The organism is Allomesorhizobium camelthorni (assembly GCF_011045125.1).
In the GTDB taxonomy this organism is placed as follows: domain Bacteria; phylum Pseudomonadota; class Alphaproteobacteria; order Rhizobiales; family Rhizobiaceae; genus Allomesorhizobium; species Allomesorhizobium camelthorni.
In genome coordinates this window covers 20826-39732 of the sequence record NZ_JAAKZF010000042.1, presented here as the reverse complement: position 1 = coordinate 39732, position 18907 = coordinate 20826, and the positions used below count along the sequence as shown (strand labels likewise).

General features: G+C 63.5%; 21 protein-coding genes and 1 tRNA gene. 16 read left to right on the top strand and 6 right to left on the bottom strand.

Translation table 11 applies throughout. From position 1 onward, the window contains the following. Positions 1-55 precede the first annotated feature (55 nt). Complete coding sequence (locus tag G6N73_RS23315) at positions 56-1240, bottom strand: MFS transporter (RefSeq protein ID WP_165031991.1); 1185 nt, start codon at positions 1238-1240, stop codon at positions 56-58. 196 nt (positions 1241-1436) lie between these two features. On the opposite strand from G6N73_RS23315, the gene dnaG reads away from it, so the two are divergent. The 9 genes from dnaG to G6N73_RS23270 all read left to right on the top strand — a co-directional run bounded on the left by dnaG (position 1437) and on the right by G6N73_RS23270 (position 8785). After that, positions 1437-3377 carry a DNA primase gene (gene dnaG, locus G6N73_RS23310; RefSeq protein WP_165031989.1) on the top strand — a complete coding sequence of 647 codons (1941 nt, stop codon included), beginning with the start codon at positions 1437-1439 and terminating at the stop codon, positions 3375-3377. Positions 3378-3677: 300 nt separating this feature from the next. Next, entirely contained in the window at positions 3678-5708 is a 2031-nt protein-coding gene (gene rpoD, locus G6N73_RS23305; RefSeq protein ID WP_165031987.1) for an RNA polymerase sigma factor RpoD, read from the top strand. A gap of 13 nt (positions 5709-5721) precedes the next feature. Continuing rightward, entirely contained in the window at positions 5722-5982 is a 261-nt protein-coding gene (locus tag G6N73_RS23300) for a DUF4160 domain-containing protein (RefSeq protein WP_165031985.1), read from the top strand. Then, positions 5937-6266 (top strand): DUF2442 domain-containing protein, encoded by a 330-nt coding sequence (locus G6N73_RS23295; RefSeq protein WP_165031983.1) that lies wholly within the window; start codon positions 5937-5939, stop codon positions 6264-6266. The genes G6N73_RS23300 and G6N73_RS23295 overlap by 46 nt, the downstream gene beginning before the upstream one ends. Before the next feature lie 228 nt (positions 6267-6494). Further along, complete coding sequence (locus tag G6N73_RS23290; protein WP_165031981.1) at positions 6495-6881, top strand: thiol-disulfide oxidoreductase DCC family protein; 387 nt, start codon at positions 6495-6497, stop codon at positions 6879-6881. 45 nt (positions 6882-6926) lie between these two features. Continuing rightward, on the top strand, positions 6927-7535 hold the full coding sequence (locus G6N73_RS23285) for a Uma2 family endonuclease (RefSeq protein WP_165031979.1): 609 nt from the start codon (positions 6927-6929) through the stop codon (positions 7533-7535). A gap of 15 nt (positions 7536-7550) precedes the next feature. Further along, positions 7551-7973 carry a secondary thiamine-phosphate synthase enzyme YjbQ gene (locus G6N73_RS23280; RefSeq protein ID WP_165031978.1) on the top strand — a complete coding sequence of 141 codons (423 nt, stop codon included), beginning with the start codon at positions 7551-7553 and terminating at the stop codon, positions 7971-7973. 137 nt (positions 7974-8110) lie between these two features. Beyond that, entirely contained in the window at positions 8111-8404 is a 294-nt protein-coding gene (locus G6N73_RS23275; RefSeq protein ID WP_165031976.1) for a GYD domain-containing protein, read from the top strand. Positions 8405-8494: 90 nt separating this feature from the next. Then, positions 8495-8785: an HlyU family transcriptional regulator gene (locus tag G6N73_RS23270; RefSeq protein ID WP_165031974.1), complete on the top strand. Its 291-nt coding sequence runs from the start codon at positions 8495-8497 to the stop codon at positions 8783-8785. A gap of 23 nt (positions 8786-8808) precedes the next feature. Here the strand turns inward: G6N73_RS23270 and G6N73_RS23265 are convergent, their stop codons facing one another. Then, entirely contained in the window at positions 8809-9453 is a 645-nt protein-coding gene (locus tag G6N73_RS23265; RefSeq protein WP_165031972.1) for a TetR/AcrR family transcriptional regulator, read from the bottom strand. 68 nt (positions 9454-9521) lie between these two features. Here G6N73_RS23265 and G6N73_RS23260 point away from each other — a divergent pair, with 68 nt between their 5' ends. The 3 genes from G6N73_RS23260 (at position 9522) to G6N73_RS23250 (ending at position 11147) form a co-directional block, all read left to right on the top strand. Continuing rightward, on the top strand, positions 9522-9944 hold the full coding sequence (locus G6N73_RS23260) for a VOC family protein (protein ID WP_165031970.1): 423 nt from the start codon (positions 9522-9524) through the stop codon (positions 9942-9944). A 105-nt stretch (positions 9945-10049) separates the two neighbouring features. Then, the gene (locus G6N73_RS23255; RefSeq protein ID WP_165031968.1) at positions 10050-10250 is read left to right on the top strand and encodes a hypothetical protein; all 201 of its coding nucleotides are present in this window, start codon (positions 10050-10052) and stop codon (positions 10248-10250) included. A gap of 27 nt (positions 10251-10277) precedes the next feature. Continuing rightward, positions 10278-11147, top strand: a complete 870-nt coding sequence (locus tag G6N73_RS23250) for an SDR family oxidoreductase (protein ID WP_165031966.1) — start codon at positions 10278-10280, stop codon at positions 11145-11147. A 7-nt stretch (positions 11148-11154) separates the two neighbouring features. Here the strand turns inward: G6N73_RS23250 and G6N73_RS23245 are convergent, their stop codons facing one another. Together G6N73_RS23245 and G6N73_RS38370 are read right to left on the bottom strand one after the other, a co-directional pair. Beyond that, entirely contained in the window at positions 11155-13266 is a 2112-nt protein-coding gene (locus tag G6N73_RS23245) for a DUF294 nucleotidyltransferase-like domain-containing protein (protein ID WP_165031964.1), read from the bottom strand. A 228-nt stretch (positions 13267-13494) separates the two neighbouring features. Continuing rightward, positions 13495-14550: an OmpA family protein gene (locus tag G6N73_RS38370; protein WP_343044714.1), complete on the bottom strand. Its 1056-nt coding sequence runs from the start codon at positions 14548-14550 to the stop codon at positions 13495-13497. Between G6N73_RS38370 and G6N73_RS38365 the strand changes: the two genes are divergently transcribed. The 3 genes from G6N73_RS38365 (at position 14500) to G6N73_RS23230 (ending at position 16570) form a co-directional block, all read left to right on the top strand. After that, the gene (locus G6N73_RS38365) at positions 14500-15255 is read left to right on the top strand and encodes a hypothetical protein (RefSeq protein ID WP_343044713.1); all 756 of its coding nucleotides are present in this window, start codon (positions 14500-14502) and stop codon (positions 15253-15255) included. The two genes, G6N73_RS38370 and G6N73_RS38365, sit on opposite strands and share 51 nt — an antisense overlap. 276 nt (positions 15256-15531) lie before the next feature. Beyond that, complete coding sequence (locus G6N73_RS23235) at positions 15532-15978, top strand: YcgN family cysteine cluster protein (protein WP_165032018.1); 447 nt, start codon at positions 15532-15534, stop codon at positions 15976-15978. Positions 15979-16174: 196 nt separating this feature from the next. After that, positions 16175-16570 (top strand): hypothetical protein, encoded by a 396-nt coding sequence (locus G6N73_RS23230; protein ID WP_165031960.1) that lies wholly within the window; start codon positions 16175-16177, stop codon positions 16568-16570. Positions 16571-16634: 64 nt separating this feature from the next. On the opposite strand, the gene G6N73_RS23225 is transcribed toward G6N73_RS23230, so the two are convergent. Then, positions 16635-17342 (bottom strand): SIMPL domain-containing protein, encoded by a 708-nt coding sequence (locus G6N73_RS23225; protein WP_165031958.1) that lies wholly within the window; start codon positions 17340-17342, stop codon positions 16635-16637. A 136-nt stretch (positions 17343-17478) separates the two neighbouring features. On the opposite strand from G6N73_RS23225, the gene G6N73_RS23220 reads away from it, so the two are divergent. Further along, positions 17479-17554, top strand: a tRNA-Ile gene (locus tag G6N73_RS23220). Between the two features lie 4 nt (positions 17555-17558). Here G6N73_RS23220 and G6N73_RS23215 read toward each other — a convergent pair. Further along, complete coding sequence (locus tag G6N73_RS23215) at positions 17559-18800, bottom strand: tyrosine-type recombinase/integrase (protein ID WP_246252467.1); 1242 nt, start codon at positions 18798-18800, stop codon at positions 17559-17561. Positions 18801-18907 lie beyond the last annotated feature (107 nt).

Sequence of the window (18907 nt, the reverse complement as noted above, 5' to 3'; positions counted from 1 at the left end):
CGCGCCACGTTGCGGGTCGTTGTAGACACCGGAGATACTGCCTAGGAGCCGCAGATCAAGCAGCCGGCGCAGTCAGTGGCGGCCTGGCTCCGCTGCGCCGCTCGGATGTATAGGAGGCGAAGGCCACGGCGGTTGCCACGACCATGGCGAGCACGCCCAGGAGGGGCAAGCTGCGATAGCTCATGCCGCTCGCGAGCAGCACGGACCCGACGGAGGCAGCGAGCGCGATGCCGATGTTGAAACCTGCGGGGATCAGCGATGAGGCGAGGTTGGGCGCGTCCGCCGTCCAGCCCAGGATGCGGGTCTGGATCGGCGTGCCGATGGCGAAGTTGATGCCTCCCCACAGGGTGATGACTGCGACCATGGGGAGCGGGTAGGGGCTGACCAGATACATCGCCGCGAGCACGACGCCCTGCAGCGCGAACATGGTAATGAGCGATGGCATCAGCTTCCAGCCGGCGAGCCTGCCGCCGATGAACACGCCCGCCGTGGCGCCGACGCCGTTGAGCAGCAGCACCCAAGGGATCATGTCGGCCTCGATGCCGGTAACCTCGCGCAGCATAGGCGCGATATAGGTGAAGGGCACGAACTGGCCGATCATCAGCATCAGCATGAGGATCAGCGAGGTCCAGACCTGCTGGCGGCCGAGCACCTGCACTTCGCGCAGAAAGCCAGCCGGCCGGGCCGCGCGTCCATTCGCCCGCGGAAGCAGCGCAATCATTGCGGCCGTGGCGAGCAGTCCGAGCGCGAACATTGCCCAGAAGGTCGCGCGCCAACCAAAGAGATTGCCGATAGCCGTACCGGCCGGCACGCCGACGATGTTGGAGACAGTCAGGCCCGCCAGGATGAGCGCGACGGCCATACCGCGCCGTTCCTCCTTCACGAGGCCGACGGCGACCACCATCGCGACACCAAAATAGGCGCCGTGCGCAATCGCTACCGCAATGCGGATGAGAAGCATTTCTGCGAATCCCGGCGCCAATGCGCAAGCGAGTTGGCCGGCGGTGAAGGCGACGGCGAGGCCTATCAGCAGCGTCTTGCGGGGAAGGCGCGCCGTAGCGATGGTGAGAAGCGGACCGCCGAGCGCAATGCCGAGTGCGTAGCCGGAGACAAGGTAGCCGGCCGTCGGAATGGAGACGTCGAGGCCCTCCGCCACCTGCGGCAGCACGCCGGCAATGACGAACTCGGTGGTGCCGAAGGCGAAGGCGGCGATGAACAGGGCAACCAGGGGCAGGGACATAGCGGGCACGCAACTTAGAGGTTAGGCCTCAAACCACGCGTGGATGGCTCCATGCAAGCCAGATTTTGTGAGGCTGGTTTCAGCTTTTCTTGATACCCGGGTCGAAGAGCACCTGTGAATCGCGGGAATGCCGTAAATGGCTGTTCGCTTTGCACGCCTGCTCAGCCTATATATCGGAGAGAGAGATCCACATCCCATGCGCTTTCCGCCCTCCTTCCTCGACGAGATACGCGACCGCGTGCCGATTTCATCGGTCATCGGCGCGCGCGTCTCGTGGGACCGCAGGAAGACGAACGTTGCGCGCGGCGATTATTGGGCCTGCTGTCCGTTCCACGGCGAGAAGTCGCCGAGTTTCCACTGCGAGGACAAGAAGGGCCGCTATCACTGCTTCGGATGCGGCGTTTCGGGCGATCACTTCAAATTCCTGACCGAACTCGACGGGATGGGTTTTCCCGAAGCCGTCGAGAAGATCGCCGACCTCGCCGGTGTGCCGATGCCGGCGCGCGACGAGGCGGCGGAACGGCGCGAGAAGCAGCGCGCCAGCCTGACCGATGTCATGGAGATGGCGACGGTCTTCTTCCAGGAGCGGCTGCAGAGCGCCGATGGCGCGAAGGCGCGCGCGTATCTCCGCGAGCGCGGGCTGACTTCGGCCACCCAGCAGGCGTTCCGCCTCGGCTATGCACCCGACAGTCGCAACGCGCTCAAGGAATTCCTGGCCGGCAAGGGTGTCGAGAAGGCGCAGATGGAAGCCTGCGGCCTGACCGTTTTCGAGGACGTTCCGGTCTCCTATGATCGCTTCCGCGACCGCATCATGTTTCCGATCGAGGATTCCCGCGGCAAGGTCATCGCCTTCGGCGGGCGGGCGCTGTCGCCGGAAATCTCGGCCAAATATCTGAATTCGCCCGACACCGAGCTCTTCCACAAGGGCAATGTGCTCTACAATTTCGCCCGCGCCCGCAAGGGCATGGGCAAGGACAGTACGGTCATCGCCGTCGAAGGCTATATGGACGTGATCGCGCTGGCGCAGGCCGGCTTCGACAATGCCGTCGCGCCCCTCGGCACCGCGCTCACCGAAAACCAGCTCGAGCTTCTGTGGCGCATGACCGGCGAGCCGGTGCTGTGCTTCGACGGCGACCAGGCCGGCTTGCGGGCGGCGTGGCGCGCGGCGGATATGGTGCTGCCGGCGGTTCAGGCGGGTCGGACGGCGCGGTTCGCGCTACTGCCGGAAGGCAAGGACCCAGACGATCTGGTCAAGGCCGACGGGCCGGAGGCGTTCAGGACTGTGCTTTCGGAGGCGCGGCCGCTATCGGACCTTCTGTGGATGCGCGAAACTTCCGGCGGCGTGTTCGATACTCCGGAGCGCCGCGCCGAACTCGAAAAGACGCTGCGCGAACTCACTTCGCGCATTAAGGACGAGAGCGTCCGTTATCACTACTCGCAAGAGATGCGCGAACGTGTGCTGGCCTTTTTCGGCGCGCAACGAAGCCGGCAGCAGCCGAGGCACGGCGAGCGGGACAGGAATTTCGGCAAGGGCCAGGGCGGCCAATGGGGGAAGGGCGGCGCCGGCCCCACGGCGGGACGGCTGGCGGTGTCCGACAGCCTGGCGCGATCGGCCATGGTCAAGCGCGCCGGCGGCGTCATGCCGCTGCGCGAAACGGCGATCGTCGCCGCGCTGGTCAATCATCCGGCGCTGATCGACGAGAATTTCGACCATGTCGAAACGCTCGACCTGTCGCATCCGGACCTGCGGCTGCTGCACAGCGCGCTGATCGATGCGGTGGCGCACGGCGTGACCGACGATAGCTCTGCGATCATCGCAAGGATGGGCGAGGCGGGGCTGGCGGATGCCTGGCAGCGGGCGATGGCGCTGGTTCGGCGGGCGCGGCTGTGGCCAGTGATGGAGGACGCGGCGATCGAGGATGCCCGCGACGCCTTCGCGCAGGCGCTGCACTTGCAGCGCAGCGCGAGCACCTTACATAAGGAACTGAAAGTGGCGGAGACGGCACTGGCGACAGATCCGACAGACGAAAACTATCGCCACCTTGTCGAAATCCAGGCCCAGTTCCGCGACGTTCAGGCGACCGAAGCGCTGATCGAAGGTTTCGGCATTTCGTCGGGGCGTGTGGACCGGGCCTAAAATATGGCAATTGATTCGCTTTTTTAACGCGAATCATGCGACAGCCGCTTGACCTTCCGCCGGAATGGCGGAATCAGGACGATTCGAAAAGTTAACCTGCGGGCACAATCCGCACCCAACATCGACGGAACGGAGCTGATAGGCTGGACGGGAAGAAATCCCGCCACAGATATCACCAGTAATCGGGGACCAGACGCAAGGGCGACGGCTTTTCATAGCGGTCGAACAGTTGCGGTCGGTTTGCCGGTTCAAGAATTTCAGCGCTCCGCACGATCCGGCCGCTTGGAGATAATAAGAAGCATGGCGAAACCAGAGAAGGAAGAGGTCGAGACCGAACGCGAAACGGCCACCGATGGCCCTTTGCTCGACCTTTCCGATGACGCTGTCAAGAAGATGATCAAGGCCGCCAAGAAGCGCGGCTTCGTCACCATGGACGAATTGAACTCGGTGCTGCCGTCGGAACAGACCGACCCCGACAAGATCGAAGACACGATGGCGATGCTCTCCGATATGGGCATCAACGTCGTCGAGGACGATGAGGCGGGTGAGGACGGAGAAGCCGACGGTTCCGACGCCGAGGAAGACGCCAACGAACTCGCCGAGCAGACCGGCACGGCGGTCGCGACCACCACGACCAAGAAAGAGCCGACCGACCGCACCGATGACCCAGTGCGCATGTATCTGCGCGAGATGGGCTCGGTCGAGCTTCTGTCGCGCGAGGGCGAAATCGCCATCGCCAAGCGTATCGAGGCCGGCCGCGAGACGATGATTGCGGGCCTGTGCGAAAGCCCGCTGACCTTCCAGGCCATCATCATCTGGCGCGACGAGCTCAACGAGGCGAAAATCCTGCTGCGCGAGATCATCGATCTCGAGGCCACCTATGCCGGGCCGGAGGCCAAGCAGGCCCCGACGCCCGAGCGCCAGGAAGAGCTTGAGCGTCCGAAGACGCCGGAACACAGCCAGCGCCGGCCTTCCGTGCGCGAAGACGACGACATCACCAACGTCGGCGGCGACATGCGCGGGCTGGGCGAGGAGGAAGAGGAAGACGAAGACGAGGCCTCGCTGTCGCTGGCCGCCATGGAGGCGGAATTGCGGCCGCAGGTCATGGAAACGCTCGACGTCATCGCCGACACCTACAAGAAGCTGCGCAAGCTGCAGGACCAGCAGGTAGAGAACCGTCTGGCCGCCGCCGGCACGCTGTCGCCCAGCCAGGACCGCCGCCTGAAGGAGCTGAAGGACCAGCTGATCAAGGCGGTGAAGTCGCTGTCGCTCAACAATGCGCGTATCGAATCGCTGGTCGAGCAGCTCTACGACATCAACAAGCGCCTGGTGCAGAACGAGGGCAAGCTTCTGCGCCTCGCCGAAAGCTATGGCGTGCGCCGCGAGAGCTTTCTGCAGGAGTACCAGGGCTCGGAGCTTGATCCCAACTGGATCAAGTCGATCTCCAACCTCTCCGCGCGCGGCTGGAAGGAATTCACCAGGAACGAGAAGGACGCGATCCGCGACCTGCGCTCGGAAATCCAGAACCTCGCCACCGAGACGGCGATCTCGATCGCGGAATTCCGCAAAATCGTCAACCAGGTGCAGAAAGGCGAGCGCGAAGCGGCGATCGCCAAGAAGGAGATGGTCGAGGCCAATCTGCGCCTCGTGATCTCTATCGCCAAGAAGTACACCAACCGCGGCCTGCAATTCCTGGATCTCATTCAGGAAGGCAATATCGGCCTGATGAAGGCGGTCGACAAATTCGAGTACCGTCGCGGTTACAAGTTCTCGACCTATGCGACCTGGTGGATCCGGCAGGCGATCACCCGCTCGATCGCCGACCAGGCCCGCACGATCCGCATTCCTGTTCACATGATCGAGACGATCAACAAGATCGTGCGGACCTCGCGCCAGATGCTGCACGAGATCGGACGCGAGCCGACGCCGGAGGAACTGGCCGAAAAGCTGGCGATGCCGCTCGAAAAAGTGCGCAAGGTGCTGAAGATCGCCAAGGAGCCGATCTCGCTCGAAACGCCGGTCGGCGACGAGGAGGATTCGCATCTCGGCGATTTCATCGAGGACAAGATGGCGATCCTGCCGATCGACGCGGCGATCCAGGCCAATCTGCGCGAGACGACGACGCGGGTCCTGGCCTCGCTGACGCCGCGCGAAGAGCGTGTGCTGCGCATGCGCTTCGGCATCGGCATGAACACCGACCACACGCTGGAGGAAGTCGGCCAGCAGTTCTCGGTGACGCGCGAGCGCATCCGCCAGATCGAGGCCAAGGCGCTGCGCAAGCTGAAGCACCCGAGCCGGTCGCGGAAGCTGAGGAGCTTCCTGGACAGCTAAGCGAAGATCAGCGATGCCGACGATTTCATATTTCTACGGCATCGCTATCCAGATGTTCTGGAACGACCATTCTCCGCCCCATTTTCATGCTCTCTATGGTGAACATGAAGCGGTTGTAGCTATCGAGACATTGGCGGTGCTTCGGGGAGATTTGCCGCGCCGTGCGATGACACTCGTATTGGAATGGGCGCAGGAACACAGATCGGAACTCATGGAGGACTGGGAGCTATGTCGATCGCGTTTGACACCCCGGAAGATCGATCCACTTCGCTAGCCGGTTCGGTCAGGCCCAAGTCCCCTTGGCGGGTCCGTTCAGTCGAGGTATTACCGAATTATTGCCTGAAGGTGCGCTTCATGGATGGCATTGAAGGCTTGGTCGACATGAAGGAATTGGTGTTTTCGCCGGAGGCCGGCGTGTTCCATACCTTGCGCGACGCAGGGGTCTTTGCGCAGGCGGAGGTCGTGCTGGGCGCCGTCACCTGGCCGGGCGAACTCGATCTTGCTCCCGATGCCATGTACGATGCGATCAAGTTGTCTGGGACGTGGAAACTCCGATAGAACGCAACCGCTCATTGGCGGCGATCTGCATCACAACCAAGCGAGGGCCGAACAGCCCTCTCTTTTTCATGCCGTTGCCCGCCAGATTTAATCTAATCCGGCTACGATAGCGCAACGGCCTTTCGCGGGTTTTCAAGCGCCACTATGGGAGTGCGCCGCTCGGTTCCGATCTTCACGCTGCTCCGTTGCCTGGTTGCGCCGGCGGCGCGGGTGTGCAGCAATCGTGAAATGATCGAAATCACGCCGGCGCTCACAGTCTGGTACAACACACGCTGTCCGGTTTGCGACGCCGGCATCAACTGGCAGAAGCGGCGGCTGATCGAGGCGGTTGAGGCCGGACGGATCGCATTTCGCGACATCAATCTCGAACCCGCTGCGCTCGCCACACATGGCGCTTCGCTGGAGGACATCCGCCGCCGGCTGCATGCCGTCGATGCCGACGGAAACTTGTTGGTCGGGGCGGATGTCGCCGTAGCCATATGGCGCCTTACGCCGGGAGAGGGGTGGCTCGCCGCGCTGTTCGGCAATCCGCTGCTTTTGCCGGCAACGCGTTTTGCCTATGACCGCTTCGCCGATCTTCTCTACGCCTGGAACCGCCGAAAAGGCCGCTGGTGAGGCGATACGATGCCCTGCCAAGATATTTGTGCTAGGCTGGATTTCATGAACGAGCACACCGCCCCCCTCCAGTCCATGCCGCTTACGACGCAGGCCGCGGAAGGTTTGCCGCGCCGGCCGTGGACGGTCGCCGAAATCGAGGCGATGGTGGCGGCTGGTATCATCGAAGAGGACGAGCGCTTCGAACTGATCGGTGGGGAGGTTGTGCCGATGCTGCCCAAGGGCGGTCGCCATGAAATGGTGAAAATGGAACTCAACTGGCACTTCCAGCGCACTGCTCCTGACGAACTCTGGGTTGCGCAGGAAACGACGCTCAGGCTCGACCCGAAGAGCTTTCTGGAGCCGGATTTCTGCGTCTTTCCGCGTTCCGTCTTCCCTGGCGACCTGCGCGGGCCGGACGTGCTGCTTGCTATCGAGGTTGCCGACACCAGCCTTGCCTATGATCGCGGCCGCAAGATCAGCGTCTATGCCGCTTTCGGCATTCCGGAAGTCTGGGTGATCGACGCCAACAGCCTCCTCACCTACGTCTATCGGAAGTTGGGAGCGGAGGGCTACCGCGCGGTGCGCGAGATCGGGCCGGCGGAAGAGATCGCCGCGATGCGCGCCGAGGCGGTAGGTTATTGTCTTGGCCGGCTTGGCCTCCGCCCGGCATAGGCTCGCGGCAAGCGCTTGCTCCAGACGACGCTCATCATTCCCACCTCCGGCCCTGGGCTCTACGAGTTCACCGGTCGGGCGGCGGCCTTCATTGAAGAGGCCGACGTCGAGACCGGGCTGCTCACCGTCTTCGTGCGGCATACCTCCTGTTCGCTGCTGATCCAGGAAAACGCCGATCCCGACGTGCGGCGCGACCTCGACACATTCTTCCGGCGGCTGGTTCCGCCGTCCGACGATCCGTCAATGCGCTGGGTGGTTCACACGACGGAGGGGCCGGACGACATGCCGGCGCACATCAAGGCGGCGCTCACGGCCGTTTCGCTGTCTGTTCCGGTCATGTCCGGGCGGCTGGCGCTCGGTACATGGCAGGGCCTCTATCTCTTCGAGCATCGCGAAAGCCCGCACCGGCGCGAGATCGTGCTGCATCTCGGCGGATGATTGATCGTGGGGGCGCCAGCTTCCTTGCCGGCCGGCCTGAGCGGGTTCATACTGTCCCGGCAGGCGGAATGGGGCGACAATCCCGGCGCCGCGCGCCCCACGCCAAACCCGCGCCTGTGCGCCGGAGGAGGTGTTTCATGACCACTTACATCATGCTGGTGAACTGGACGGAACAGGGCGTGAAAAACGTGCGCGAGTCGCCGAAACGTCTCGACGCCGCGAAGAAGTCGCTGGCCGACATGGGCGGTTCTTTCAAGGAGTTCTACCTCACCATGGGCGAACACGACATGGTGGCCGTGTGCGAGGCGCCGGACGATGCGGTAGCGGCGCGGTTCGCGCTGCAACTCGGCATGGGCGGCAACGTGCGCACCCGAACCTTGAAGGCGTTCCCGGAAGCCGCGTACCGCGAGATCATCAATTCCCTCGGCTGAACTGCGCGTTCTTCCTCGTCCCGGCCGGGCAGGTCTCGACCTCTCCGGCCGAACGGGTTACGCTCGACGGTAAAATGGAGCAGGCGAAGCATGTCCTTCCTGAAGCGGCTTTTCGGCGGTGTCGACAAGGCGGCGGACGCTTCGGCTCCGGCCGTCGCCCGTCAGGTCGAGCACAAGGGTTTCCTTGTCAGCGCCACGCCCTACAAGGCCGACGGGCAGTACCAGACCTGCGGCATCGTCTCGAAGGAGATCGGCGGCGTGCTGAAGGAGCACAAATTCATTCGCGCCGACCGCTTTGCCTCGCTCGACGACGCGGTCGAGGTGTCGCTGAAGAAGGGCCTGCAACTGGTCGACGAGCAGGGCGACAAGGTTTTCAGCTGAGCATTTTCCGAGAGTGGCTTGGGTCAGTCTCCAAGCGGGCCGCGCATCCGAGGCCGGCTTTCGGCGGAGCCTTGTTCTTCCGTCATCAGCCCGTCAATCAGCGCCTCGAGCGACTTCAGATAATCCCGCGCAGACGCACCCGCTTCTATGGCGAGTGCGGCGCGGTCGAAGGCCGCCGATAGCAGGGCGGTCACCGCGTCGAGCGGCAGCTTCTTCATCGCGCCCGAGCGCATCGCCATGGCGATGCCTTCGCGCAGCGTGCGCGTACCGTGGAGGCTGTCGATCCGGTCCATCGTCTCGCGGCCAAGTATGGCCGGCCCGTCGAGCAGCAGCAGGCGGGTGCGGCCCGAAACGGCCATGGCGTTGAAAAAAGCCAAGCCGCCGGTGAGCAGGGCTTCGCGGGGACCGAGCGTGTCGGGCGTTGCTTTCTCGATCTCCTCGGCGACGGCAGCTGCCTCATCTTCCACCACCGCATGGAACAGCGCGCGCTTGTCGGCGAAATGGTGATAGAGCGCGCCGCGCGTAACCCCCGCTGAAGCCACGATTTCCGGTGTCGAGGTCTCGCCATAGCCCATTTCGACGAAGAGTTTCTTGGCCGCCGCGATCAGGTCGCCGCGCGTGGCCTCGGTGCGCTCGCGATTGGAGCGGCGTGTTGAATCCTGTTGCATACATGCAGTCTGTATGTTAGTTCCAGTTACATGCAGACTGTATGTTTGTTTTAAGGAGATTGGAAGCCATGAAAGCCACCAGCTACTATCCCGTTCTGATGACCGACGATGTCGCCGGTACCGCGGATTTCTACGTCAGGCATTTCCGTTTCAAACGCATGTTCGACAGCGGCTGGTACGTCCATCTGCAATCGAGCGAAGACAAGCGGGTGAACCTCGCCGTCATGGACGGCAATCACGCGACCATTCCGGATGCCGGCAGGGGGCGCGTGTCCGGCCTGATCCTCAACTTCGAAGTTAAAGACCCGGATGCCGAGTACGAGCGGGCCAAGGCGGCGGGCCTGCCGATCCTGCACACGTTGCGCGACGAGGCGTTCGGCCAGCGCCACTTCATCACCGCCGACCCCAACGGCGTCCTGATCGACATCATCAAGCCGATCCCGCCGAGCGCCGAATTCGCGGCGCAGTATCTGGAGGGAACGCCGGGCTGACACTATGGCGGGCAAAGCGCTTCGGTCCTCAACGGCATCCGCGAAAAGGACGAATTGTTGGTCCCTGCTGGCATTTCGGAGAAGAATGCTAGAGAGGTGATGTCCATGTGCTTTGTCCGAGTCCCGACCCGCCTTGGAGTAGCCCTGGTTGCGATGGCCTTGTCCGGCTGCGCCATGGGCGGCGGCGTGTTTGGCACGACCATTGCCGATGGGACGGCGACGACCAGGGTGAAGACCGGTTCGGTGGGAGTGGGAATGTCGGGCGTCAAGGCAGGCTCGACAGACACGGTCGTGACGACTAACTGAATGCCGGCGTAAGGAGAGGGACCAACCATGTCGCTGAAGAACAAGACGCTTTTCATCTCGGGCGGCTCGCGCGGCATAGGGCTGGCGATCGCGCTTCGCGCGGCGCGCGACGGCGCCAATGTCACCATCGCCGCCAAGACGGCGGAGCCGCATCCGAAGCTGCCCGGCACGATCTACACGGCGGCCGAAGAGATCGAGGCGGCAGGCGGCAAGGCGCTGCCGGTGCTCTGCGACATTCGCGAGGAAGAGCAGGTAGCGCAGGCCGTCGAGAAGACTGTGGAAAAATTCGGCGGCATAGACATCTGCGTCAACAATGCCAGCGCCATCCAGCTTACCGGCACGCTTCAAACCGACATGAAGCGCTATGATCTGATGCACCAGATCAACACGCGCGGAACATTCCTCGTGTCTAAAATGTGCATTCCTTACCTTAAGTTAGCGGAAAACCCTCATATTCTGAATCTGGCGCCGCCGCTCGACATGAGCGCGAAATGGTTCAAGAACCACGTCGCCTACACCATGGCGAAATTCGGCATGTCGATGTGCACTTTGGGGATGTCCGAGGAGTTCCGAAGGGACGGAATCGCCGTCAATTCGCTGTGGCCGCTGACCGCGATCGACACGGCGGCGGTGCGCAATCTGCTCGGCGGCGAGGCTGTCGCCTCGATGAGCCGCTCGCCCGAAATCATGGCCGATGCCGCGCACGCTATCCTGACGCGGCCGTCGCGAGAGACCACCGGCAACTTCTTCATCGACGAGCTTGTGCTGAAGGAACAAGGCGTTACGGACTTTTCCAAATACGCGCCGGGAGCCAAGGGGCCGCTGGCGGGGGATTTCTTCGTGCCCGACGAGGTGTTCGAACAAACCGATACGAAGGTGGCGCGGACGTTCGGTTAGGCGATCGTCACCCGAACATCAGGTCGCGGACGAGGTCGGGAGCGGGCTGCAGCGCCTTCAGCGCCGCCTTCAGTTCGGCCCGTTGCGCCTTGTCGAGTTTCGCCAGCTCCACGCGGTTTGATACCGGCAGCCCGGCGTAAAGGTCGCGGCTTTGCTGCGCGAGCAGCAGCGCCAGGAGGACACTGTGGGCAGACAGCATCGCAGTCATGTCCTCGTCGCCGCCAATGTCGAGCCCGATCAGGCCTTCAAGGCGTTCGCGCGTGCTGCGTGCGCGGATGCCGTGGCGGATCGCCAGCGTGCGGGCCATGGCCACTACCGGGAACAGGCCGTGCAGCTTCAGGTCGATGCGGCCGCCTTCGAGCTGCAGGCCGCCGAACAGCGTGAACGGATTTCCCGGCGCGACCTGCTCGCCGAGCAGCTTGGCGAATTCGGGGCGTGTGTGGCCAAGCTCGTAGGCATGGGCGAAAAGCGCCTCGCCGAGCGCGAGATCGCCATGCACCGGCCTCAGATCGAAGAAGATGTCGACATTGAGCAGATCCTGCGGCCGCGAGCGGCCGATCCAGTCGGCCACGCGCTTCTTCCAATGGGCGAGCGAGCCGCGCCACGTGGCATTCTTCGCCATAACCCCGCCCTTGCAATAGGGCACGCCCGACTGGTCGAGCAGGTTGGCGATTTTTTCGCCGAGCCGCGCGAACCAGCGATCCGCCGGTCCGTCCGGATCGCCTTCGGCAAAGACGATGGCGTTGTCCTGGTCGGCGGCGAGCAGGCTTTCGCCGCGTCCGCCCGAACCGAGCACCAGCACCGCAAAGGGGCTGGGCGGCGGCCCGTGCCCTTCGCCGGCCATCTCAGCCTCGGCGAGGATTGCCGCGCGGCGGGTCATGGCGCAAAGCTCCTCACTGACGATTTCGGCTATCGCGCGCGCGTCGATCCGTTCGGCGATCAGCGCGTCGGCGACACCGGGCAGCATGGCCCAGGCCGCGGCTATTTCGGCGGGGGAGGTGGCATGCTCGATCGTGTCGTCGAGATTGATCGCGGCACTTGCACGCAGCTTCAGCAGATCGCGCGCCGAAACCACGCCCGCCAGCCTGCCGTTCTCATGGCGTACGGCGAGATGGCGGATCTTCAGGCGATCCATGCGGCCGACTGCGCGGTAGGCGAAGGCTTGCTCCCGGATCGAAGCCAGCGGGCGCGAGGCAACGTCGCCGACGGACATCGCAAGCGCTTTCTCGCCGTCGGAAGCGAGAAGCCGCATCACGTCGCGCTCGGTGACGATACCGTACGTGTCCAGAGGAAGTCCGGGTTCGGCGGGATCAGCCACGAACAGGGAACTGATCCTGCGCGATATCATCAGCGCGATAGCGTCGTTGACGCTGACGGACGGCGCTACGACGACCGGCGGGGAGCTCATAAGTTCGCCGACGCGGTGGCGGTAGGCGAATGGGTCGACGGAGCGGAACGAAGGCGGCGCCGGCCTGGACACGGGTTCGGCCCAACCGGCGCGGTGGCCGGTTTCGAGCTCGGCTCTCTGCTCCATGCAGGCGCGTTCGGCTTCGGCGAGCGTTCGTATGCCGCGTTCCTGGAGCTTTGGCAGCAGCGCCACGAAAATCTCCGCCGCCGCCCTGGCGTCGCCCAGCGCGGAATGCCGATCGGCAATAGTAATGCCGAGCCGGGCGGCGATAGCGTCGAGCGACTGATCGGCCTGGCCGGGCTCGACCAGCCGGGCCAGAAGCTTGACGCAGAGCGAGCGCGGCTTTTGCCATTCGAGCCCGGCCCGCGCCGCCTCGTGCTTCAGCATGGACAGGTCGAAGCCTATGGCATGGCCGATGATGATACGGCTTTCGACGAAAGCCTGCACGGCGGTCCAGGCGGCGGCGAAGGCGGGCGCGTTGCGCACCATGGCATTGGTGACGCCATGAATGCGGGTAGAAGCCGACGGAATGGCGATCTCCGGATCAACCAGCATCTCGATCTGCCGGCCGTCGAGTATGCGGCCGCGCGAGACGGCGATCGCGCCGATCTGGACAATGCGCGCCCTGGCGGTGTTGAGACCGGTGGTCTCGGTGTCGAGCGCCACGGCGTCGAGAGCGATAAGCGGCGTTGCCCCGGTCGCTGGTTTCATCCACACCCCTCCCGGCTCACTGAATAGAGCCGCGGGCCGCGCGCCGCAACGTGGCATTTGCCGGGGAGTAACAGCAGGCTTGAATGAAAAACCCGGCCGGTGGGGACCGGCCGGGTTCTTTTGCCATTGTCCCGCTGGAGACGGGACGGGGCAGGGAAGCTTGCATCTGTGAGGGAGAATCCCACGATTCAATGGCCGGAGCCACCAAATCGCGAAATTGTGATCTCCCTATTGCGCGCTCGCCACCGGCGCTACCAGTGGGGTGATGCGGCGGATCGCGACGCGACGGTTCTCGCGCTCGGGCCCCTCGGTGTTCACCTTGAGGTACTGTTCGCCGTAACCCTGCGGCGCCAGGTTTTCCGGCGGAATGCCGAACGAACCGCTGAGCGCCGTCGCGACTGCTTCGGCCCGGCGGTCCGAAAGCGCCAGGTTGGCTTCGGCCGTGCCGACCGCATCTGTGTGGCCCTCGATCAGGAAGGTCTCGGCCGGGTTTTCCTGGAGCAGCTTCTCCATCGCCTGCGCCACGCCCTCCAGGTCGGCGATCTCGCTCTCGGCGATCTCGGCCGAGCCGAACTCGAAGTTGATCGTGTCGAGGTCGATGCGCCGCACCTTGTCGCGAATGCGGGCCGAGCGTTTCACCTCGGCTATCGAATAGGTGCGTTCGACCTTTTCGACCGGAGGCTGTTCGAGGAAAGTGTAGTAAGCGTCCGGATCCTCCACGGCCTCGGCGTCGAGTATGTATTCCTCGACCGGGATCGAGAGCCTCAGCGGCGGCAGATCCTCGCCCGGATCTCGCCATTCGAGCACCCGGTCGTAGTCGCGCTCGTCGACATAAACCAGCACGATCTCCCGGTCGTCGGGCGTGAATTTCGAGCGGCGGAGGATGTCGCCATAGCGGTTGCGGATGGTGACAACCCGCGTGCCGTCAGGCCGCACGATCACTTCGCGCGTCCGGCCGCGCGGGAGCTCCTCGTAATAGACCTCGCGGGCGTCCACCTGGATGCGTTCGCGGTCCGGGTTCTCGACGTAGATGTTGTTGTTGAACTCGATGATGAAGCGGTCACCCACTTCTCGAACGACCTCAACGTCCTCGCGCCGTTCCTCACGGAAATCACGGGGACGCTCTAACCGCTGGCCTTCCTCGACGGTGATCGATTCAATCCGTTCTGGACGTGCCTCTTCGACCAGGGCCTCGGCGTCGCTTTCCGGCGGCGGACCGGCCTCGGCGGGCTGTTGCGCCTCCGCCGGCTGCTCACCTTCTGCAGGCTGTTCGCCTTCTGGCACCGGTTCGACGTCGGCCGGCTGTTCGCCTTCAGGCGCACCTTCTACCGGAGGCACCTCCTTCTGGCTGTCGAGCACCGGCGCTTCGGTGCCTTCAGGCGGCTGCTCGCCCTCAGCAGGCGGTGCGGCGGGTTCGGCTGGCTCAGCCGGTTCAGCGGGCTGCCCGCCCTCAGCAGGCGGCTCGGCCGGTTCAGCAGGCTCAGCCGGCTGGGCGGGTTCGGAAGGTTCCGCAGGCTCAGCCGGTTCAGCGGGCTGGGTTGGTTCAGCAGGTTCCGCGGGCTCCGCGGGTTCTGCCGGCTGGGCAGGTTCGGCAGGCTCCACAGGTTCGGCCGGTTCTTCAGGCTCAGCGGGAGCAGCTTCCGGTTCCGGTTCTGGAGTCGGCTCGGGCTCGGGCTCGCGCTCCGGCTCCGGCTCGGGTTCAGGCGCCGGTTCAGGCTCCGGCGCAGGTTCTGGCTCGGGAGCCGGTTCCGGAGCTGGCTCGGGTGCGGGTTCCGGTTCAGGCTCCGGCTCAGGCGCTGGTTCAGGCTCCGGCTCCGGCTCAGGTGCTGGCTGCGGCTCCTCGGCTGGAGCCTCCTGGGCTTCCCCTTGCTGCTCGCGCTGCTGGCGCAGCCGGCGCTGCTCCTCGGTCTCTTCGGCCTGGGCAAGGATCATGTTGTTCGCGGACAGCGCATTTTGCGCCCGGAAAGCGGTTTGCGCGCCGTCGTGTAACGGCACGGCGCCCAACGGCGCGGATGCCATGAGCAGGCCGAGTGCGGTTCCTGCCAGAATCCGTGGTTGGCGTTTCATCGACAAATTCTCCTGTGGGGTCCCGTCCCGGGCACAACATCAATCACGCAAGTTTGTTCCGCGCTGGCCTGGAACCGGGCAGCCAGGCGGCTATTACCGGGCGGCAAGGCGTCGGGATCGCGGCAATACCGTGATTGGGGCCGGAAAAGGCGGCTGCAGGCGCTTGACCTGCCCATGGCGGCGGGCCACATGCCTGCGATGGACGAGCCGTTCTGGAAAACCAAGACGCTGGAGGAAATGAGCCCCGCCGAGTGGGAATCGCTCTGCGACGGCTGCGGCAAATGCTGCCTTTCCAAGCTCGAGGACGAGGATACCGGCGAGATCTACTGGACCACGGTCAGCTGCCGCTTGTTCAACGCGCAGAGCTGCCGGTGTTCGGACTATGCCAACCGGCTCGCGCGCGTTCCCGACTGCGTCGGGCTTACGCCTGCCAACGTGCGTACAATATCCTGGCTGCCGCAGAGCTGCGCCTATCGGCTGGTGGCGGAAGGCAGGGATCTCTACTGGTGGCACCGGCTTGTGTCGGGAAGCGACGAGACGGTTCACGAGGCCGGCATCTCCATGCGCGGGCGCACTACCGCCCGCGAGGATGAACTGACCGATCCGGAAGATTTTTTTGAGCATATGGTCGAGGACGAACCCTAAGCGTCCTGACCTGAACCTCGGTACCCCTGGCCTTGCCTCTGCTGCATACCCGAGCCGAAAGCCCTTTTTGATTCCGGCGAAATTGAACATGAACCGTGCATGAATGGCCGGTTCGCGGCCGGTTCAGCTTGGCTGGCGCATTTTCGTCTCATCGCCTCGGCGAAGACAGATCATCGCGTCAGCAAAGGAGAACACAATGTTCAAGACGCTCAAGACAGCGGGCCTTTCGGCTCTGATCGCTCTCGGCACGCTCGCGGCCATCCCGGCCACGTCCGCGCAGGCCGAAGGCCTCTATCTCAATTTCGGCGGCGGCGATGCTCGCTTCGGCGTCTATGTCGGCGACGACGATCGCCGGTGGCATCGCCGCGACCGTTATGACCGCTACGATCGCCGCGACCGCTGGGAGCGCCGCCATATGCGCCGCCAGTGCACGGCCAACCGCGCGCTGAACAAGGCCGAGCGGATGGGTATCCGTCGCGCGCGCATCGTGGATATCGACCGCCGCTCGATCACGGTCAGGGGTCGCAAATGGGGTGACCGCGTCACCGTGGATTTCGGCCGCGCGCCCAACTGCCCGGTTATCGGCTGGTAATCGGGCCGACTAAAAAACCCCGGAGGCGCCGCCTCCGGGGTTTTCTTTTGCGGTTGTGCGCCGCTTATTTCAGCTCGAAGATGACGTTGACCTGGACCAGGTAGGCGTTTTCGCCGGCCTGGATAGGAACGGCTGCGTCGCGCATTTCGGCCTTGGCCATATAGGGTATCGGCGGCTGTATGACAGCCTGATCTGAGATCTCGATGATGCGCCCAAGTTTCACGCCGGCGGCTTCGCTGAGCGTCCTGGCCTTCTGCATGGCGTCGGCAACCGCAAGCTTGCGCGCCTCGGTCAGCGCCTTTTCCGGATCGTCGTTGGTGAACGATATGCCGCCACCCTGATTGACGCCGAGCGACACCGATTTGTCGAGGATTTCGCCGGTTTTGGACAGGTCGCGCACGCGCACCGATAGTGTGTTGGTGACCTGGTAGGCGACGAGTTCTGCCTCCTGGCTGCCGTCCGGCTTGTTGTTGTAATTGTAGCGCGGCGCGATCTGGATGCCGGCGGTCTGGAGATCGCGTTCCTCGACGCCCGCCGCCTTCATCGCGGCGATGACCGCAGCCATGGCGTCGTTGTTGGCGTCGAGCGCCGCGCGCGCTGTCTTGGCCTCGCGCATGACGCTGAGCGACAGCAGCGCCAGATCGGGCGCGATCGCGCTTTCGCCTTCCCCCGTCACCATTATACGCGGCGGCGGCTGGGTGTCGGCCCTGGCCGCAGCAGCCGGAAGCGCGATCGCGGCGGCCAGCGCCAGCGGTAAAAATCGTTTCGTCATCAAAAACTCCGTATGAGATATGTTGCCTGGACGGCGCCGATTATTGCCGGGATTATGGGTGGATTGCGGCGGCAGAGAGCGCATTTTCGCGAAAGCCTTGTGCGCGCAGGCAAAACTGACTAATTCAGCCCTCGGCGGGCCTGTAGCTCAATGGTCAGAGCCGGCGGCTCATAACCGCTTGGTTGGGGGTTCGAGTCCCTCCGGGCCCACCACCACCTACCTCGGTTCTTTGATTTTTAACGATTTTCTGGCCGAATTTGTCCCACTCAAATCAACCCCCTCGGAAAGTGGGACAATTTTGTTCTCGTTTCGGTCAATGACGAGTAGGTGGCGAGCAGCCTTGGCCACCTTCCGGCGGCGCGCTTTACGGATGTAAAGATCTGGCTGCTGATATGTCGTCCAGCCATAAATCGCCTTGAGCTGTTCATGCGTCGCGCCGTTCTCAGCTGCAATGGTCGCACCGGCCTTTCTCAGCCCGTGTGCGCTGCAGTGCGGCAATCCAGCCTCATCGCACCATTGGCGCATTTTGTTCCCGAGACCGTTCCCTGAGAACGGGCTGCCATATTCGTTGACCAAGAAGATCATTTGGTCGACCGGTGTCGCATTTAGTTCCTCCTCAAGCTCAGGAAGCAGCGGGAGCTCGACCATAACGGATTCACTATTACGACTTGTCTTTCCTGGCTTGATTCTGATCCATTTCTCCCATTCGCCGGTTTCATCGTTATGAACCAGCGTGATGTGCTGTCGGCCGAAAATAGCAACATCAGAAAGCCGCAGGCCCGTGAACATAAAGATCGCCAGCGCACGCCTGGCCGTTGTGCCGCGGACATGACGTTTTTCGTACCGGACGATTTCCGATACCTCCCAAGTATGCCAGCCGTCCCCACTCTTCAGCCGCTTGATGCCGCGAGCAGGGTTGGAATCGACCAACTCGGCTTCCTTTGCCCATTCGAACATTGCGCTGATGGCCTTTACCATATTGTTTGCGGCACCAAGGGCGTCGAGCCTGGTGTCCCTGATCTCCTTAACATGAGACCGTTTCATACCGGCGAACGGCAGCGATCCTTTGGTGGGATACTGTGGATCGCGGTCACCTTCGAGCGGATGAGGCAATTCGCACACGCGCTCCAGAATTGCTCGTCGGCGCGCCATAGTGTCTTCAGTGATCTCCGCGCCGCCACGACGGTAGTACTCCTGGCAAAGCCATAGCAACGTTCCTTTTTTTGCTGGCTCCGAAGGCTTGGAGACGGATCGGACGTTGGGAAGAGTGCCGGGCCGAACATAGGCGACCCCCGCACGCGCACAGCGCAGCTCCTCGAGAAACTCGTCGCTGCCGATAGGTTCACGGAGCCGGACCTTCCTCCGACCGGGTACGCGAAAATAGTACCGATCATTGCCGTGGCGATCAGTGTCCTTGACGACGCCCTTAAGATCGACCTTCACAGGCTCATCCGTCATTTTCGAGGTCTTCGATCCCAAGGATTGTCTGGTGGCAAAGCTTCGTCAAGCGTTGATGCTTTTTCTGCTTGCCGGTGAGGGAGCTCTCGAAACGCCAATACAACCTC

Coding starts and splice junctions, on each gene's coding strand:
- G6N73_RS23315 (WP_165031991.1), bottom strand. CDS start 1,240: ATGTCCCTGCCCCTGGTTGCCCTGTTCATCGCCGCCTTCGCCTTCGGC.
- dnaG (WP_165031989.1), top strand. CDS start 1,437: ATGCGCTTTCCGCCCTCCTTCCTCGACGAGATACGCGACCGCGTGCCG.
- rpoD (WP_165031987.1), top strand. CDS start 3,678: ATGGCGAAACCAGAGAAGGAAGAGGTCGAGACCGAACGCGAAACGGCC.
- G6N73_RS23300 (WP_165031985.1), top strand. CDS start 5,722: ATGCCGACGATTTCATATTTCTACGGCATCGCTATCCAGATGTTCTGG.
- G6N73_RS23295 (WP_165031983.1), top strand. CDS start 5,937: ATGTCGATCGCGTTTGACACCCCGGAAGATCGATCCACTTCGCTAGCC.
- G6N73_RS23290 (WP_165031981.1), top strand. CDS start 6,495: ATGATCGAAATCACGCCGGCGCTCACAGTCTGGTACAACACACGCTGT.
- G6N73_RS23285 (WP_165031979.1), top strand. CDS start 6,927: ATGAACGAGCACACCGCCCCCCTCCAGTCCATGCCGCTTACGACGCAG.
- G6N73_RS23275 (WP_165031976.1), top strand. CDS start 8,111: ATGACCACTTACATCATGCTGGTGAACTGGACGGAACAGGGCGTGAAA.
- G6N73_RS23270 (WP_165031974.1), top strand. CDS start 8,495: ATGTCCTTCCTGAAGCGGCTTTTCGGCGGTGTCGACAAGGCGGCGGAC.
- G6N73_RS23265 (WP_165031972.1), bottom strand. CDS start 9,453: ATGCAACAGGATTCAACACGCCGCTCCAATCGCGAGCGCACCGAGGCC.
- G6N73_RS23260 (WP_165031970.1), top strand. CDS start 9,522: ATGAAAGCCACCAGCTACTATCCCGTTCTGATGACCGACGATGTCGCC.
- G6N73_RS23255 (WP_165031968.1), top strand. CDS start 10,050: ATGTGCTTTGTCCGAGTCCCGACCCGCCTTGGAGTAGCCCTGGTTGCG.
- G6N73_RS23250 (WP_165031966.1), top strand. CDS start 10,278: ATGTCGCTGAAGAACAAGACGCTTTTCATCTCGGGCGGCTCGCGCGGC.
- G6N73_RS23245 (WP_165031964.1), bottom strand. CDS start 13,266: ATGAAACCAGCGACCGGGGCAACGCCGCTTATCGCTCTCGACGCCGTG.
- G6N73_RS23235 (WP_165032018.1), top strand. CDS start 15,532: ATGGACGAGCCGTTCTGGAAAACCAAGACGCTGGAGGAAATGAGCCCC.
- G6N73_RS23230 (WP_165031960.1), top strand. CDS start 16,175: ATGTTCAAGACGCTCAAGACAGCGGGCCTTTCGGCTCTGATCGCTCTC.
- G6N73_RS23225 (WP_165031958.1), bottom strand. CDS start 17,342: ATGACGAAACGATTTTTACCGCTGGCGCTGGCCGCCGCGATCGCGCTT.
- G6N73_RS23215 (WP_246252467.1), bottom strand. CDS start 18,800: ATGACGGATGAGCCTGTGAAGGTCGATCTTAAGGGCGTCGTCAAGGAC.